Source organism: Sphingobacterium paramultivorum, assembly GCF_014109745.1.
Taxonomy (GTDB): Bacteria; Bacteroidota; Bacteroidia; order Sphingobacteriales; family Sphingobacteriaceae; genus Sphingobacterium; species Sphingobacterium paramultivorum.
Map to the genome: position 1 here is coordinate 1,006,993 of NZ_CP058555.1, position 17,947 is coordinate 1,024,939.

A 17,947-nucleotide genomic window follows, 5' to 3' on the forward strand; every position below is an offset into this window, starting at 1 on the left:
ATTGTTCTTTTTTTTGAAACTGGTTTCGACAAAAATACAAAATATGTCTATTTTGATTGATCGATTCTTTTTATACAGACAATAAACAGGATTACAACTATGGTGTTAAATGCGAAAGTAGGAAAGTCGGTAGATAGCTTTGCATCAGAAAGATGCGTTTTGGTCATGGTGGAGACAGAGGAAACGATCCGTCCTGAAATGATGGGGGTGTTGGATCCAGATATTGATTGTTATTTATTGATACACAATGATGTGGAGCGCTTGGATAGCCTAGCTCTTGCACTGGAAAATGAAAATAAAAAGGTTCGACTAGCCCGTGATTTTGAGGAACTGAAACAAATGCGTTTTTTGAACCACCAATTACAACAAATTGCCGTTAAAATTTTGAAATAATCTAAATATGTATAAAGTTGTTTATTCTTTATCTCGTAAGCTGAAGTGGAAAGCGAGCGAGATTTATCATTTTCTCTATCAGAGTTTTCCGGAGATAAAAAATATTGATTTATTGTTGGATGACCAGCAATTTTTGCTTGTTCTGCGGATTAGTACCCGACTGGAATTTTCTATTCTGAATATATGCCAGAAACAGGGCTTGGCAATGCAATTTGTACAAGTCGAGGATACTGATTAGTCTGTCTGCTTTACAAAGCTAGCCTATTAGAGATGTTCAGGCATGATGCGATGAGCCGTAAAGAAATATCAATTTGAGCTTTATAGCAAAATCATTCTGAAAGTTACTTTTTACTTTTGATATCGTTCCTTCAAAACATTTTTCACATCCATTGGTTAATTTTATCGTGCGGATGGAATCTGTGTTGTATCATGGGAATTTTATGCATTTATTTAAAACAGAAAACAACAATTTTATCAAGTATGAGTACATTTTCAATTAGAGCTTTTGGAACAAGCGCACCAACGGCTGATCTAAAACAGATGGATATTGAACGCCGTGAAGTGACGGATAAAGATGTCGAGATTGATATCTTATTTTGTGGAGTTTGCCATTCGGATTTACATACAGCGCGAAATGAATGGGGCGGAACCGTTTATCCGAATGTACCCGGTCATGAAATTGTGGGTCGAATTACTAAAGTTGGATCCGCTGTAACCAAGTTTAAAGTTGGCGATTTGGCCGGTGTAGGCTGTATGGTAGATAGTTGTCGCGAATGTGATAGTTGTAAGGAAGGACTGGAACAGTATTGTGAAAATGGAAATATCCAAACATACAACGGACACGATAAGCACCTTAATAAACAGACATTTGGTGGTTATTCTGAACGTGTTGTAGTAGATCAGGATTTTGTGCTCCACATTCCTGAAAATTTGGATCTCGCAGCGACAGCACCTTTATTATGTGCTGGAATTACCACTTATTCACCTTTGAGGCATTGGAATGTGGGACCAGGAAAAAAGGTTGGCATAGTGGGTATCGGTGGCTTGGGACACATGGGAGTCAAAATAGCGAAAGCAATGGGAGCGCACGTCGTTGTCATTACAACGTCTGCTTCTAAAGTTGATGACGCTAAACGTTTAGGTGCCGATGAGGTGATCTTGTCAACTGATGCAGAACAAATGAAGGAACATGCAGGAACATTACATTTCATTTTGGACTGTGTTTCGGCACAACATGACATCAATGCCTATTTAAGTTTATTGAAACGAGATGGTTCCTTGACGCTTGTTGGCGCTCCGGAGCATCCACTTCCTGTTGCTCCTTTTAGTCTGATTCCAACACGTAAAAGTTTTTCAGGTTCTATGATCGGTGGGATAGCCGAAACACAGGAGATGCTTGATTTTTGTGGTAAACATAATATTATCTCCGATATAGAGCTGATTAAAATGCAGGATATCAATCATGCCTATGATAGACTATTGAAAAGCGATGTTAAATACAGGTTTGTTATTGACATGGCGAGTTTGAAAAACTAGCACAATAAAATTATTCAATGCTGAACCATCAAGGGGAATTTCGAGTACCTTTGATGGTTCAGTTTTTTTATACAGGTATTTCACCTAATTATTGAGCTAACCTTTTACCCTTTAAAATTGTTAACATGGGGTAGAGAAGTCAACTATTAGTCGTTTTTATGGAAAAAAATAAAATTATTGTGTTTTGGTTTCGTCGGGACTTACGTCTGGATGATAATGCCGGGCTTACTCGCGCACTGGCCTTGGGCTATCCCGTATTACCTATATTCATATTTGACGAAGAAATTTTGAAGCAATTGGAGGATAGGAGGGATCGACGTCTTCATTACATCCATCAGGCTTTAACCCGTATCAATACCCTACTCGGGGAAAGTGGTGCAACTTTGAATACGTTCTATGGTAAACCTATCGCTATCTACAGGGAGTTGATTGAAAAATTCGATGTGCAGGGAATCTATTGTAATCGGGATTATGAACCGAAAGCAATTCGTCGGGACAAAGAAATTTTCGAGCTTTGTACAGCTAGGGGAATTCCTTTCAAAGCTGTGAAAGATCAGGTTATTTTCGATAAAGGAGATATTTTAAAGAATGATGGAACACCCTATACGGTTTATACGCCTTATGCAAAGAAATGGCGGGAAAAATTACGTCCAGAGGACCATCTTTCCTCTACCTGCACAACGGGATCTTTCTTTCAACAAAACCATCAGCAGATTATTTCTTTGGCGAATTTAGGATTTCTGAAGACTGACCTTATTTTTGAAGAACCAGAGCTGAATGCGACGATTATTGACCATTATGATACCACCCGCGATTATCCGGCATTAATGGGCACAACTAAATTGGGGATTGCACTTCGTTTTGGAACAATCAGTGTTCGTCAATGTGTTACTTTTGCTTTAAAACACAATGCGACCTGGTTGTCTGAATTGATCTGGCGTGAATTTTTTATGCAGATACTCTACCACTATCCGCATGTTGTTACGGAGTCCTTTAGAAAGCAATACGATGCCATACAATGGCGCAACGACGAAGTAGAATTCCAGCAATGGTGCAACGGAGAGACCGGATATCCTATGGTCGATGCGGGTATGCGCCAATTGAACAGTTCGGGTTATATGCACAATCGCGTACGAATGGTTGTAGCCAGTTTTCTTTGTAAGCACCTTTTGATTGATTGGAGATGGGGGGAGGCCTACTTTGCACAAAAATTAAATGATTATGATCTGTCGGCCAACAATGGTAACTGGCAATGGGCCGCCGGCAGTGGTTGTGATGCAGCTCCATATTTTAGGGTTTTTAATCCAACGCTCCAGGCTGAGAAGTTCGATAAAAATCAGGAATATATAAAACAATGGGTTCCTGAATTAGACACTTTAGACTATTGTAAGCCTATTGTTGACCATCAGTTTGCCCGTGATCGTGCGATAAAGACCTACGCAAAGGCGTTGAAATAATGGTATTGAATGTCTTCTCCTTACGAGCGGTTTTAAGGACCAACAAGTAGGAGCGGACATTCAATGTATCTAATTTTATTGATCTAAAAACTCGGCTACAAATGCGTCAAATGCCTGCGGATTTTCGGCTTGAACCCAGTGACCAGCATTAGGAATTGTTTTAAACACGGCATTTGGAAATTGTTCCCTGATCTTAATTTTATCTTCAGGTAATATATATCTTGATTTCTCTCCAGGTAGAAATAATGTGGGACCGTTGAATATTCCCGATTTTACCCCGACAGTGATGAACTCCGTATATTTATTTTTTAAAACATCCAGATTAAAGCGCCAATCTAATTTCCGATCTTCTCTGATATATACATTTTTTAATAAAAATTGGATAACTCCCGGATCACTCAAATAGTGTTCAATCTTTACTTGTACATCTTTCCTGTTATCCAGTGTTGTGATATCCACAGCAGATAGCGCATCGAAGATATCCTCGTGATGTGGCGGATAAGCTTTTGGGGCTATATCAGCGATGATCAGTTTTTCAATTTTTCCGGGATGATCAATAGCAAATTGCATCGCTACTTTTCCGCCCAAAGAATGGCCCAATAGGAGTACTTTATCTGCTCCAATGGATGTTATATAGGCCAGCAGATCTTCTACCATAACTTCCACCGACATATCTTCACTATGGAAACTTCGTCCGTGATTACGAAGATCGAGTAAATGTACCTGTCTTTTCTCTCCGAAACTACGACCAAAGGATCCCCAGTTGTCTGCCATACCAAAAAGCCCATGCAGAACAATTAATGGAGTGCCACCGTTATCTGCGCCATATATTTTGCTGTGTTGTAATTCTTTCAATGCCATGCTATCTATTATTGCAATTATCACCTCTCTGTGATCTGTATATGCAGCGAAGTTAGCTTTTGTTGGTGATTTTTTGATCGAAATTATGTAAAACATTTACATCACTTCCTAGTTGATCCCATCTTGTCGCTCTTATCAAAATGGTAGTATTTGGTGATTTATTGGTAGTTCATCGCTGCTATATCCACCTTAATTTTGTGTAAACTTAATTCATAAAATAGATGAGCAATAGCGCGTTAATAGTCATTGATATTCAAAATGAGTATTTTGAAGATGGCGGAATGGAACTTGTCGATCCGTTGAAGGCAGGTAAAAATGCAAGAAGAGTGATCGACCAATTTAGGCGAAGAAAATTGCCTGTGGTTCATATTCAACATATTTCTTCAGATCCCGAAGCAATGCCATTCTTTATTGATGGCACAAGAGCTGCCGAAATTCATGAAAGCGTAAGTCCAATGCCAAACGAGCTTGTCATACGTAAACATTTTCCCAACAGCTTTAGAGAGACAGAATTATTGGATTACCTTCGCAGAAATAAGATCGAGGAACTTGTTGTCGTGGGCATGATGACCCATATGTGTATTGACGCCACGGTACGTGCTGCTGTCGATTTGGGCTTTCCATGTACGGTAATTGATGATGCCTGTGCGACGCGCGATCTCGAGATCAATGGCTCCGTAGTTGGTGCACTGGAGGTTCAGCATGCCTTTCTCGCTGCATTGGCATTCTTTTATGCGCAGGTTCAAGATACTGAGACGTACTTGGAACTCCATTGATTTCAATGGAAGTTGGGCCATGTGGTTGCCGATCTGCATGGCCCGATTTTCATAACGTCAATTTGTATACGTAATTCAATATTTATTTGAATTCCTGAATAAATGCACCAATGGTTTTTCCAGTTTGAGTTTTGAAAAACCGCATTAAATGATTGGGTTCTGAAAAGTTAAGGTCAAAAGCAATTTGATTAACGGAATGGTCAGAATGGATAAGAAGGTCCTGAATCTCGAATAGCAAACGCTGCCGAAGCAGGTGTGTCGCTGTGGTATTAAACTGTGCTTTAACGGCCTGATTTAACGTAATCCTACTTATTCCCATGAGTGTCGCATATTCGTTTACCCGTTGTTTCTCCCGAATGAACTGTTCCATAAGTTCTTTAAATTGATAGGCGAAATTATTTTCCGCTTTTTGGTTCGGCAGCTTATTCAGGCGGGCATATTTTCGGTTTAAAGTCTGCAATAGGTAATAAAGTAAAGAACGAATAATATGGGCGCTATCTGCTTGGCTTTCGATAAGTTCAAGTTTAATTTCGGCGAGAAGACCACAGAATTTTGACATATGTGTGTCATCTGCTATAATTTGGGGCACATAACTAAGTTGGTAGAAATATAATAGTTTGTATGTGAATAGTTTATCTGAAAAAAAATCATGCAAAAAGTCTTCCTGAAAAATCAATGTTGTAAATTCAAGGTGTTCTGGATCCAGTTCCCAGGTATGTTTTTGAAAAGCCGAAATAAAGATGATTGAATTGTCGGACAAGGAGAGAATCTCTTGCCCCATTATCAATCTGCCTTTGGCTTTTTTGAAAAATAGAATTTCAAAAAAATCTTTATGGTAAGTATCTTGATGTGTATAATCCGTTTCTTTTTCATTGAGGACATTCAACAAAAACTCAACACCGCATTCACCCTTATGGAATTTTATTGTTCTCAATCTAGATTACTTTAATGAACCAAAAATACTAAACTTTATACGTTACACCAGCCTAAATACAAATATTATCGTACCGCTTTAGCCCTTATGTTTATTGCCGCAACTAAGCAAGGAGTAAGGATTGGAGGCGAAGTGTTTGGATGGTAAAAAGGCTTTCTATTATTTGGTGGTTTTCAAAATAGTTATCAAAACAGTAGTCAAAACAGTTAACGGAGAATAGATGAGTTGGAGAGCACGTTAAGAAGGAAGCTGAATTTTGAAAATGGGAATAAAATTTTTGGTAAAAGTGATTTTCATCACTTTTTTGTTGGGAAGAATACGCTACATTTACTGGTGTAGCCATTTATCCAGTAAGATTAGTATTTGGTATTGACAAAAATTATTTAGCCATAAAAATATATTATTTGGGGGTTTTCTCGTTATGAGAGGCCCCTTAATTTTTTAAGCAACCTCTAGTTCTGAGATGAAGAAATTATGCACGCCACCGCAAGCTTGAGGTCTTGTTTTAAAGAAAATAGGTCTTTTCGATAGCTTTCAATAACTTGTTCGAAAAGACCTATAGGTGTCTTCTTATTACTGCTTAGTAAATTGCATTCTGTGCCGTTAATATAACAGGAGCGCCATCGGTAATGAGAATTGTATGTTCATGTTGCGCCATGAATCCACCTTTGTCCCCAACCATTGTCCAGCCGTCGTTGAGTTCGGTCGCGTATGTGGAGGTTGTTGAAATAAAGGTTTCAATAGCAACAACAGTATTTTTTCGAAATCTTCGTTGGTCAAAGCGATTTTTATAGTTAAGCAATTCATCGGGTTCCTCATGCAGACTTTTTCCTACACCATGTCCGCCAAGATTCTTGATGACTTTATAGCCTCTTTTTTTCGCTTCAGTTTCTATTAGATGCCCAATATCGGCTATTTTCACGCCACCACGAATATTATTTATTGCTTTTTGAAGAATTTCTTTTGATGCTTTTACTAACTTTTCGTGTTGAAATATGTCCTTTCCTATAACAAAGGAACAACCATTATCAGCCCAATAGCCATCCAGTTCGGCAGATACATCGATATTGATCAAATCACCTTCTTGCAATAGTCTTTCCGCAGTAGGTATTCCGTGGCAAAACTCGTTGTTTATACTGATACAGGTGTAGCCTGGGAAACCATAGGTAAGAGCGGGAGCAGAATTCGCACCCATGCTTTTTAATATTTCGGCTCCATATTCGTCAAGCTCTTTCGTGGACATACCCACTTGAGCATGTGTTATCATAGCTTTTAAGGTGATGGCAACGGCATCGCTCGCTTTTTGTATGCCTGTTAGCTCTGTTTCATTCGTTATAGACATCGCTGATGTTTTTATTGTGAGCAGGTGAGCTCTGTTTTTTATTTTGTTATTTATAACTACCGGGAACAAATGATTAAAGGTCATTTTGTTTTAATCGGATATAAACCAGTACAAAGGTCTTAATAAAATTGAATAAAATAGACATTTGCTTGCGATTACAAGTAAATATACTGTGTTTGGGCGTTAAAAGTCTAGTAACAAATGCTGAAAAGCAATGTGTTTTTGTCCTAGTTTTTATTGTTTTAGTCCTTTGTTTTAATGTTTAGACATTTATTTTTTTATGTATCTTTACATAACTTTATGATGTTGCTATTGATCATTTAAATTAGAATAAAATGGCTTTATTAGATACCCTAGAATGGCGTTATGCCACAAAAAAATACGACCCTACAAAAAAGGTCGCTCAGGAAGATTTGGATAAGATTTTGGAGGCAGCACGTATGGCTCCGAGCTCGTCTGGACTTCAACAGTTCCGTGTGATTGTGATTACGAATCAGGAATTAAAAGAAAAAATTGTACCTGTGGCTTGGGGGCAACAAATTGTTGCTGATAGCTCACATTTATTGGTCTTCGCAGGATGGAATAGCTATACGGACGAACGTATTGATAATACCTTCGACAAGATGAATGCGTTGAGAGGTTTACCTTTAGACACCACTGACGAGTATAAAAATAGATTGAAAGCACAGTTATCGAGCCTATCCGGTGAGCAACAAGCAGCCCATGCGGCTAAACAAGCCTATATTGCTTTTGGTCTGGCAATTGCTCAGGCTGCAGAATTAGGCGTTGATGCAACTCCTATGGAGGGTTTTTCAAATGCCGAATTGGATGAACTTCTTGGTTTAGATAAACTGGGATTGAAGAGTGCAGTTATGCTTCCTTTAGGCTATCGGATGGAAGAACAAGATTGGTTGCTGAAGCTGAAAAAATTTAGACTTCCGAAAGAGGAATTTTTGATTGAACTCGCATAAATTGCAGAACAGTATTAAAAAAAGCGTTTCAACACTTGGTTGAAACGCTTTTTTTATAGTTACCTCCAACTTACACAGGGACCGCCTTTATAGACTACATAAGTTTACTGTTTGCCCCTTTTTTAGTTTCACATATTGTATGGTGTTATCTTTCTGTAAGGTCTTTTTCGTACTGACATGCATGAGCGTCTTGGGTTCAAAAATTCGAAAGGTACCATCTTCGGTCGCAGTTATTTTCAGCATAACGATTTTATCTCCTCTTTTTTCAGCGTTTACGATAAATCCGCCCATCGTTCTTAAATTTTTGAAAGATGCTGTTGCCCATTCAGCAGGTAAGGCTGGAAAGATTTCTACATAGTTATTCTTGCTCTGAATGAGCAATTCGTGTATTCCTTGCGCAAATGCAAAGTTACCTTCTAACGTAAATGGTCGATACGTAAAGTCTGAATATTGCCCCCCTTTCTGGTCACCATTCAGATGAAAGGAATTGGTGGAACAAAAGTTCTGTGCAAATTTTTGAAGATTGATTACGGCTTCCTTTCCTTGTTTAGCTCGCGCGTGTAAACAAGCCATCCATGCAAAGGAATAACCGACCCACGCACGGGTACCCAGTTTTTCAATATGATCTAGGGAACTTTCGATGAGCTCTTTTTCCTGCGGATTATTGATGTCTAATAAATCCAATGGATAAATTGCCATATAGGGAGACATATGCCGATGGGAATGTTTCATTGGAAGATTTACAGCAACTTGTAGTCCGGTTTCATCCGTTGCATAATGAGGTAGTTGGGCCTTACATTTTAACCAATTCTTCGCTTCTTGCGGTTTTCCCATTGCTGTGCTCACCTCACTTGCAGCCTGGAAAAGAAAATGCGCTAAACTAAGATCGAAATTGGTCCAATTGTCAAACCATGCTGATACACTGTTGTCATTGTATTCGGGACTGCTGCTCAAAGGCAGGTAACGGAGTCCATTTTTTAATGTGGTTATATTTTTAAGGTAAGTCGCAGACTCAACGATATAGGGATAGGCTTGTTCTCTTAGAAAGGTTTTATCCATGCTATATTTCCATTGCCAATAAAAATGTTGGGCCGCCCATGCACCAATAGTTGGAGAAAGAGAATACTGAATCCATCCACCCATAGGATCTCCATTTAAAGTAAGGACACCGGGTACATTCAGCCCATCGACACCAAAATATTGCTTGGTAAAATCACTATTTTTTTTGCGGATCTTCCAGAGCCAATCTGTATAGCTTTTGGCTTCGGCCAATCTATTCCCCGAATAGGCTGGCCAATAGCTCAATTGGGTGTTAAGGTCATTGTGAAAGTCTCCTTTCCAAGGGGGGAGACCACCATTATCTGCCGTCCAGACGGCCTGAAGCGTAATTGCTGGAGCACCTTCTCTTGCGACAGCACCGAGCTTGTACATATCAAGATAATATTGCTTTTCAAGATTTTTTTCTGGAATAGTTATACTTGATTTGGACCAATAGTTTGACCACCAATGCAAATGGCTTGCTTTTTCTTCGGTGTATTTTTTGAGGGAAAGTTCAGAAGGGGCTACCTTTTGATCGTTGACGATTGTCCAATAACCAATCAGTTTTTTAGCTGATATCTTTTCCCATCTCAATACAACTTCAAAAAAATGATTGTCATAAGTTTTTTGGTGCAGCACTTCGTAATTGCTGGTTCGGGTTATATTCCCTTGCTTATATCCTAATCTTGCTAAATTTTGACCTTCAACAACGCTTTTGTTTTCATCTTTGTTTGCGCTATTTTCATATTGATGGGGAATTAATTGAGGTACAAGGTCACTCACATTGTTTCCTGTAATTTCAAAATAGCCAAAGGGTTTATAGGCGTGTATGAATGTTCTTAATATCCGACCATCTTTGAATTTAAGAATATTGGTGGCCTGTTCCAGGTCAAGTACGTTCGAAACGACAGTGCCAAATTTCGCTAAGTCAAAGAACAGCGACGCTGCTGGAAGCTTGGTGGGATAGGGGGATCTATCGTAAGGAGCGTCTCCCCACTCTTGTACAATACCATAGCTGTTGTTTTTTATTTGTTGTTGGACCCAATTGAATTTGTGGTTTTCTATTGCAAAGGCCTTTCTTTCATCCCATAGATCTGCGCGATCAAGTGAAAATCGAATCATATTATCTTTTTTCCAAATCAGTGCACCCAATTGACCATTTCCCAACGGAATGGCTTCATCCCACCGCGAAGCCAACTGATCGAAATGGAGGTTGTTGTCCGATGTCGGTTGACCGAAAGAGAACACTGTGAACGAACAGAATAGTATTAAATAAAGATATTTCATAATTGAAAGGGTTAGCTTGTAAATTTAAAACTCTGGAAGGGGAGATACTGACACTATTGTTACTTTTTTGCATACTATTTTATCTATGCGAGGGCCTTGAACCTGTTAAAACCACTTTAACAGCAGATTTAGCGGTGATTGTATGCAGTCAGAAAACTAAATAAGTTAATTCGTATCGAAATTGTTATACTTTTTGATACGTAGGAATATGTCGCAAAAGTGTTGTTTTATTGTCTGCAGTTTAACCAAAGAAAGTACGTTATGCTGTTTTAAATCAATCTTTTGAGCAGGTGGGACTATAGTATCCAGAAAAACTTGCAAGGGCAAGGGGTAATATTGTTTATGTTTCTGTTAATCTAGTTTTAGTATAATCCAGTGTTGTTCTCTAATTTTATCCTACTCGAAACTAGCACATTTATGGAATAGTTTCGGCTCCACTTAACGAAGAAAACAATCATTATTCATTTCGTTTAGTGCATAAACCTAAAATAATACAGAATAGATATATCCCAATGCTATGAGAAAAAAGATTTTGGTGCTAATATTATTGGCGCTTGTGCTTATTGGTACAAGCATTTTGACTTTTGGAAAAAAAGAGCCAGTTGATTTTAGCGCTGATGTTAAACCGATATTGAATAAACATTGTATCACATGCCATGGTGGGGTTAAAAAAAATGGTGGCTTAAGCTTTCTTTTTGAAAATGAGGCCTTCGCCAAAGCCGAGTCAGGCAAATCGGCAATTATTCGTGGCGATGGCGAACACAGTGAACTTATAAAGAGACTGATTTCCGATGACCCTGAATTGCGTATGCCTTACAATGCCCCTAAACTGAATGACGATGAAATTGATATACTCAAAAGATGGATCGATGAAGGAGCTAAGTGGGGAGAGCATTGGGCCTATACAACACCTAAGGAAACGGAGGTCCCTAAACCTTTTTCGTTGCTCAGTATATTTGGTGTTAAGCCCAAAGGGGTGAACAATACGATTGATTTTTTTGTTTTGGATAAGATGAAGGAGAAGAAATTGTCCTTTGCAGATGAAGCCGATAAAGCATCGTTGCTCCGAAGAGTTTATTTGGATCTAATTGGTATCCCACCCTCGTTGGCAGAGATTCAAGCCTTTGAAGCAGACCAGCGTGATGATGCTTATACCCGGCGGGTAGACAGTCTACTGGCTTCTCAGAAATATGGCGAAAAGTGGGCGAGTTGGTGGTTGGATATGGCGCGATATGCCGATACGAAGGGCTACGAGAAGGATGGTTCGCGCACGATATGGACTTATCGGGATTGGGTCATCAAGGCCTTAAACAAGGATATGCCTTATGATGAATTTACGATTGAACAGCTCGCTGGGGATTTGCTTCCGGAACCAACCAAGGATCAACTTATCGCAACAGCATTCCATCGCAATACCATGAATAATGATGAAGGCGGGACCGATAGCGAGGAATTTCGGATGGCTGCGGTTTTGGATCGTTTAAATACAACTTATCAAGTATGGTTGAGTACGACCTTTGAATGCGTGCAATGCCATAGTCATACTTATGATCCGTTTAAATTTGAAGAGTATTATAAATCGTTAGCTTTTTTTAACAACACCAGAGATGAAGATACCCAAGGTGATCATCCTAAACTGCGTTTTTACACCGCACAGGATGAAAAGCGAATTGACAGTATAAAGAGGTGGTTGTCGACGACAGGAAATGCCAGCTTGGTAAAATCAACAGATCTATTCCTTCACACCCTTGAGCCCAAAGTCCATGCGCATTACAGCGACCAAATAGTAGATGGTGCGCTTTATGATACGAAATGGTTGGGGGTTAGAACTGGAGGATCGGCTCGATTAAGGGCAATAAACCTGGATAATAAACAGCAATTCTTCATGAATTTCTGGACAGGTGCGGTAGGTGGAAAATTGGAAATTCATTTGGATAAACCTAGCGGACCAATACTTGCCGTCATTGATTTGCCGAGTACGAATGGAAGACAGGTTATTCAGTCTCCCATAAGTGCGACTCGTGGTGTACATGACTTATATCTGGTTTTCAAGAATCCATCTGTCGCTCATGGACAGCCGATCTGCATGATTGAATGGTTTGCATTTCGCGAGAACTTTCCACATGAAAAGTCACTGGATAATATGAATTTTCAAAAGACTTTTCTCCAGTTGGTCAACATGCAACCTGAGGGGGTACCAATCATGATTGAAAATCCCAAGGACATGCATCGTAAAACCAATGTATTTATACGCGGTAACCGCCTGTCGCTAGGTGCGGAAGTGCAGCCTACAGTTCCGGCATCACTGAATAGTTTCCCTAAGGGGGCTCAACGCAATCGTTTGGGTTTTGCGCAGTGGATTGTCAGTAAGGAAAACCCGTTGACAGCGCGAACTTTAGTTAATCGCGTATGGGCTCAACTATTTGGTCGGGGGCTTGTTGAACCATTGGGAGATATGGGCACACAGAGTATTCCGCCGATTCACCGAGAATTATTAGATTATCTTGCCCTAGATCTGATGAATACCAAAAAGTGGAGCGTTAAAAAATTGATCCGCGAGATGGTATTATCCGGAACTTATAAGCAATCCTCTAGCTTGAACAATTCCAATTTTGAAAAGGATCCACAGAATTATTATTTGGCAAGGGGACCTCGCTTTAGATTATCTGCCGAACAGATTCGCGATCAGGCTTTAGCCGTAAGTGGATTGCTCAGCAATAAAATGTATGGACCAAGTGTAATGCCATACCAACCGGATGGGGTATGGATGACTGTATACAGCGGTGAGTCCTGGGTGAAAAGTGCTGGAGAAGATCAATACCGAAGAGGCATCTATACGTTTTTAAAGCGTACGAGTCCTTATCCTTCTTTTGTTTCTTTTGATGCTTCGAGTAGGGAGGTTTGTTTGGTCGACCGTATCCGTACCAATACACCGCTGCAAGCGCTTGCCACATTAAACGATCCTGTTTATCTCGAAGCGGCTAAACATCTGGGTGCTATTATGGAAAAGGAGGGAAATGGAAACCTCAGAGATGGTATCCGTGTCGGTTATAGACATGCAATGTTGAAGGATGCCGATGAAAAGAAACTCAAAGAGCTGGAACAGCTTTATCAAAAAGCGTTGATTGATTTCAGCAAAAAGCCTGATTCGGCAGCCAAATTTTTGAATGAAGATTTAGCGAAAAGCAATGTAAAGGTCCTGCCTTCAAAAGCTGCCTACATGCTTGTTGCCAATGCAGTGTTGAATTTGGACGAGTTTTTAACGAAATCATAAATAATGAAATGATAAATATGGAATGATACTTCTGAATAAGGGCTTTCGTGTGAAAACGAAGTCTTTTGTTAAGAAGGGTAAGGCCTATGAAATAATAAGAATATAAACCGAAATGAGCTAAAGCTGCGGACTAAAAATTTAGCGACACAGCCCGTTCATACGTAATGATAGTCAGATGAAAGATCTAAATAAGCTAATAGAAGAAGCGCAACAATTTGAATTGCAGGCTGTCACAAGAAGACATTTTCTAAAGGATTGTGTGGCAGGTATCGGAGGTATTGCTTTGGGGAGTTTGTTGACGAGTTGTAATGGATGGGGACAGTCAAAATCAGCAGAAAAGTTGGATCTGAATGCACTCAATCCACTGGTACCCAAGCCTCCTCATTTCCCAGGTAAGGCTAAAAGTGTAATTTATCTGCATATGGCCGGCGCTCCGTCGCAATTGGAGTTATTTGATTACAAGCCTGCATTACAGAAATTACATAATCAACCTTGCCCAGAGTCCTTACTCGCGGGAAAGAAATTTGCCTTTATTCGTGGGATTCCAAAAATGTTGGGGCCACAAGCTACTTTTAAACAGTATGGAGCAAGTGGGGCTTGGGTATCAGATCATTTGCCTCACTTTAGTAAAGTTGTTGATGAAGTGAGTTTTCTGAAGGCCGTGCATACCGATCAGTTCAATCACGGTCCAGCGCAATTGTTTATGCATACGGGAAGTGCCCGTCTCGGCCGGCCAAGCATTGGTTCATGGGTAACTTATGGTCTGGGATCTGAAAATAGCAATTTACCCGGATTTGTTGTGTTAACATCGGGAGGTAAAACACCGGATGCAGGAAAAAGTGTCTGGGGAAGTGGATTTTTACCATCGGTATACCAAGGCGTTCAATGTCGTTCAAAGGGTGACCCCGTATTGCATATTGCCGATCCTGAAGGAATGGGAAGGGATATGAAGCGTGATTTGATTGATGCCATAAATAACGTCAACAAAACAGAATACGATACCTTTAAAGACCCAGAAACCTTGTCGCGGATTGCACAATATGAGATGGCTTATAAAATGCAGGTTGCAGTTCCTGAAGTGATGGACATCAATAATGAACCTGCTTATATTCACGAATTGTATGGAACTGAGCCGGGTAAAGAATCGTTTGCCAATAATTGCCTCTTGGCTCGGAAACTCGTAGAACAGGGGGTACGATTCGTTCAGTTATTTGATTGGGGTTGGGATAGTCACGGTACAAATCCCGCAGATTCGATTGATCTTGGCTTTAAAAATAAATGCCGGGAGATTGATCGACCAATGACCGCATTGATTATGGATCTAAAACAACGTGGTTTGCTGGAAGAAACACTAGTCGTGTGGGGAGGGGAATTTGGACGTACACCGATGCAAGAAAATAGGGACAACAGCGATATGCCATTCCTGGGACGCGATCATCATACAGACGCCTATACCATCTGGATGGCAGGTGGGGGAGTTCGTAATGGTATAAGTTACGGTCAAACCGATGATATTGGGTTCGCTGGGGTAGAAGGGCGTAGTTCTGTACACGATGTCCATGCGACCATGCTCCACTTTTTGGGTTTTGATCATGAGAAATTTACGTACGATTTTCAAGGAAGGCCATTCCGATTGACAGATGTGGAGGGTGAACTTATTCAAGCTATAATTTAAAAATATGAAACAACTTCTAGTATTAATTTTATTTATGAGCAGTTTTCTATCTATGACTGCCCAGCAGTTACACATCAAATATTATTGCACCAATTGGGGAAATAGCGATTCCTGGGATACGTTCTGTCTCCGGGTGAAAAATGCTGGTTACGATGGTGTTGAATCCTGGTTACCTGGTAGTCCAAATGAGCGCAAGGAGATGATCGATGCATTACATAAATATGGATTGAGTTTAGGATTGCTTTCAGGCGGATCGGGCGGAACTTATGAGGAATATAAACAAAGTTTTAAGCGTAATTTGGATGAAGCAGCACAGCTGAAACCCGATTATATCAATTGCCATACAGGTAAAGATTATTACTCGTTTGAGCAGAATAAAACATTAATTGAGCTTGCAGATGCGGCTAAAAATAAGTACCACATCCCCGTTTATCATGAGACCCATCGCGGAAGATTTAGTTTTGCAGCTCATGTGACAATAGAATATTTAGAGAAGATTCCGACCTTACAACTTGCGTTGGATATCTCGCATTGGTGCAATGTACACGAATCAATGCTTTCTGATCAGACCGAGGCTGTAACAAAGGCACTTTCCAGAACGGAGCACATTCACGCACGAATTGGGCATCCTGAAGGACCACAAGTCAATGACCCTGCGGCTCCTGAATGGAAGAGTATTGTTGCGCAACATTTGACCTGGTGGGATAAAGTTGTTGCTAAACACAAGGAAAATGGGATGAAGTTATTAACCATAACGACCGAGTTTGGTCCAGCAGGTTATTTACCCACATTACCGTTTACACAACAACCGGTGGCCGATCAATGGTCAATCAATGTTTATATGTTGCATTTACTCAAAGACAGATATAAAGAATGATAGTTTTCTTTGATGAATTATTGGGCTTTTTGGGACGATTTCACCCGCTTTTGGTCCATCTACCGATCGGCATATTATTGTTGGCTTTTGTTATGGCAATTAGGATTCAGTTTAAAGGCGGGGATATGTATTTGCCTGCTATTAAGCTCTCCTTATTCCTAGGGACAATCGCTGCTATAGTAGCTGCTTTGTCGGGTTATCTGCTTTCACGAAATGGAGGTTATGAGGAGGATGTACTGAGCTATCACAAGTGGCTGGGAATTGCCGTGGCTATCAGTAGTTTGTTGCTTTGGTTTCTTTATCGTAAAGAATCTCCTGGTGCATTTCGCTTTTGGCTTTTTTTCATCCTGGTGCTCTTGATTGGGGTGACCGGACACTACGGTGGAACACTGACACATGGAAAGGGTTACTTTGTGGAAGCTATGCCAGTAGCACTTAAAAAGCTGTTTAAAGCGGAAGAAGATAAAGAGGAGGTTCTTATCGTTCAAAATGCGCAGGAAGCAGAAGCCTATATGGGAATTATTCAACCTATTCTAAAACAGCGTTGTCAAAGCTGCCACGGGCAAAGAAAGCAGGAAGGGGGGCTGGCATTGGATACAAAAGAGAATTTGTTAAAAGGAGGAGAGAACGGCACAGTACTAAATGCAAATGATTCGAAAAAGAGTGAATTATATGCCCGGTTGGTGTTGCCCGAGGGACATAAGAAACGTATGCCACCTAAAGGTCGTACACCGATAACCGCTGATCAGATAAAACTGATTGCCTGGTGGATTGATCAAGGAGCCAATTTTGATAAAAAAGTGCATGAAATACCACAAACGGAGGAAATAGCTCATTTGTTGAAAAAATTGGAAAGAGGGGAAAAAGAGGTGTCTGCTGTATTGTATGCTGATCTACCAGCAGCACCAGCTTTGCCAAAAGATAAAGTTGATGCTTGGCAGGCTAAGGGTATTAAGATCATCCAAGTTGCAAGAGATAATAACTTCGTGTTGGTTAATGCGATTAATTATCCTCAATTTAATGATAAGGACCTACAGGAATTGTTAGCCATTAAGGATAATATTGTACAGCTGAAATTAGGAAATACGGCTGTTACGGATCTTGCTTTTTCAACATTTTCGGCAATGCCAATTCTTTCCCGTCTACATCTGGAAAATACAAAAATTTCCGATGCTGGATTGAGCCAGCTGAAAGGCCTGTCAAAATTAACGTATTTGAATCTGACAGGAACAAAAGTTACATCAAAAGGGTTATCAAAACTGAACGAGCTTCCAAACTTAAAGAACGTATATCTGTATAAGATCGTAAATCAGGAAGTCGCTGCGATAAAGCAGTTGAATGCTAAGATTAAGGTAGATACTGGTAATTATAGTTTGCCTTTTATTGAAACCGATACAATCAGGTTTTAAGCTGTTATTGGACCTGTTGACTACACGATGAAAATCCGCGATCCAAATAATACTCTTGTCCAATTTAACAACTTGGCGACATAGGCAAGTAATTTAAGGGAAATAAACAGGATATTT

General features: G+C 40.0%; 14 protein-coding genes. 10 read left to right on the forward strand and 4 right to left on the reverse strand.

Going from position 1 to position 17,947, the window contains the following annotated elements:
• Window positions 1–99 precede the first annotated feature (99 nt).
• The 4 genes from HS960_RS04115 (at window position 100) to HS960_RS04130 (ending at window position 3,386) form a co-directional block, all read left to right on the forward strand.
• A complete protein-coding gene (locus HS960_RS04115; RefSeq protein WP_153846723.1) occupies window positions 100–393 on the forward strand; it encodes a hypothetical protein in 294 nt (97 codons plus the stop codon).
• A 7-nt stretch (window positions 394–400) separates the two neighbouring features.
• Window positions 401–631, forward strand: coding sequence for a hypothetical protein (locus HS960_RS04120; RefSeq protein ID WP_046674596.1), 231 nt, complete (start codon window positions 401–403; stop codon window positions 629–631).
• Between the two features lie 242 nt (window positions 632–873).
• The gene (locus HS960_RS04125) at window positions 874–1,929 is read left to right on the forward strand and encodes an NAD(P)-dependent alcohol dehydrogenase (protein ID WP_153846724.1); all 1,056 of its coding nucleotides are present in this window, start codon (window positions 874–876) and stop codon (window positions 1,927–1,929) included.
• Between the two features lie 158 nt (window positions 1,930–2,087).
• Entirely contained in the window at window positions 2,088–3,386 is a 1,299-nt protein-coding gene (locus HS960_RS04130) for a cryptochrome/photolyase family protein (protein ID WP_159730845.1), read from the forward strand.
• Window positions 3,387–3,461: 75 nt separating this feature from the next.
• On the opposite strand, the gene HS960_RS04135 is transcribed toward HS960_RS04130, so the two are convergent.
• Window positions 3,462–4,247, reverse strand: a complete 786-nt coding sequence (locus tag HS960_RS04135) for an alpha/beta fold hydrolase (RefSeq protein ID WP_088162049.1) — start codon at window positions 4,245–4,247, stop codon at window positions 3,462–3,464.
• A 221-nt stretch (window positions 4,248–4,468) separates the two neighbouring features.
• Here HS960_RS04135 and HS960_RS04140 point away from each other — a divergent pair, with 221 nt between their 5' ends.
• Complete coding sequence (locus HS960_RS04140; RefSeq protein ID WP_159730843.1) at window positions 4,469–5,023, forward strand: cysteine hydrolase family protein; 555 nt, start codon at window positions 4,469–4,471, stop codon at window positions 5,021–5,023.
• 82 nt (window positions 5,024–5,105) lie between these two features.
• On the opposite strand, the gene HS960_RS04145 is transcribed toward HS960_RS04140, so the two are convergent.
• Together HS960_RS04145 and map are read right to left on the reverse strand one after the other, a co-directional pair.
• Window positions 5,106–5,957: a helix-turn-helix domain-containing protein gene (locus tag HS960_RS04145; RefSeq protein WP_200845663.1), complete on the reverse strand. Its 852-nt coding sequence runs from the start codon at window positions 5,955–5,957 to the stop codon at window positions 5,106–5,108.
• Between the two features lie 580 nt (window positions 5,958–6,537).
• Window positions 6,538–7,299, reverse strand: a complete 762-nt coding sequence (gene map / locus HS960_RS04150; protein ID WP_159730841.1) for a type I methionyl aminopeptidase — start codon at window positions 7,297–7,299, stop codon at window positions 6,538–6,540.
• A gap of 335 nt (window positions 7,300–7,634) precedes the next feature.
• On the opposite strand from map, the gene HS960_RS04155 reads away from it, so the two are divergent.
• Window positions 7,635–8,270, forward strand: coding sequence for an NAD(P)H-dependent oxidoreductase (locus tag HS960_RS04155; protein ID WP_182331330.1), 636 nt, complete (start codon window positions 7,635–7,637; stop codon window positions 8,268–8,270).
• 87 nt (window positions 8,271–8,357) lie between these two features.
• Here HS960_RS04155 and HS960_RS04160 read toward each other — a convergent pair whose 3' ends face one another.
• Complete coding sequence (locus tag HS960_RS04160) at window positions 8,358–10,595, reverse strand: glycosyl hydrolase family 95 catalytic domain-containing protein (RefSeq protein WP_159730836.1); 2,238 nt, start codon at window positions 10,593–10,595, stop codon at window positions 8,358–8,360.
• Window positions 10,596–11,112: 517 nt separating this feature from the next.
• On the opposite strand from HS960_RS04160, the gene HS960_RS04165 reads away from it, so the two are divergent.
• From HS960_RS04165 to HS960_RS04180, 4 genes are all read left to right on the forward strand, one after another.
• Window positions 11,113–13,869, forward strand: a complete 2,757-nt coding sequence (locus HS960_RS04165) for a DUF1553 domain-containing protein (RefSeq protein WP_182331332.1) — start codon at window positions 11,113–11,115, stop codon at window positions 13,867–13,869.
• A gap of 175 nt (window positions 13,870–14,044) precedes the next feature.
• Window positions 14,045–15,544 carry a DUF1501 domain-containing protein gene (locus tag HS960_RS04170; protein WP_182331334.1) on the forward strand — a complete coding sequence of 500 codons (1,500 nt, stop codon included), beginning with the start codon at window positions 14,045–14,047 and terminating at the stop codon, window positions 15,542–15,544.
• Window positions 15,545–15,548: 4 nt separating this feature from the next.
• Entirely contained in the window at window positions 15,549–16,421 is an 873-nt protein-coding gene (locus HS960_RS04175) for a sugar phosphate isomerase/epimerase family protein (protein ID WP_153846733.1), read from the forward strand.
• Window positions 16,418–17,830: a c-type cytochrome domain-containing protein gene (locus HS960_RS04180; protein WP_227550222.1), complete on the forward strand. Its 1,413-nt coding sequence runs from the start codon at window positions 16,418–16,420 to the stop codon at window positions 17,828–17,830. Before HS960_RS04175 ends, HS960_RS04180 begins: the two co-directional genes overlap by 4 nt.
• Window positions 17,831–17,947 lie beyond the last annotated feature (117 nt).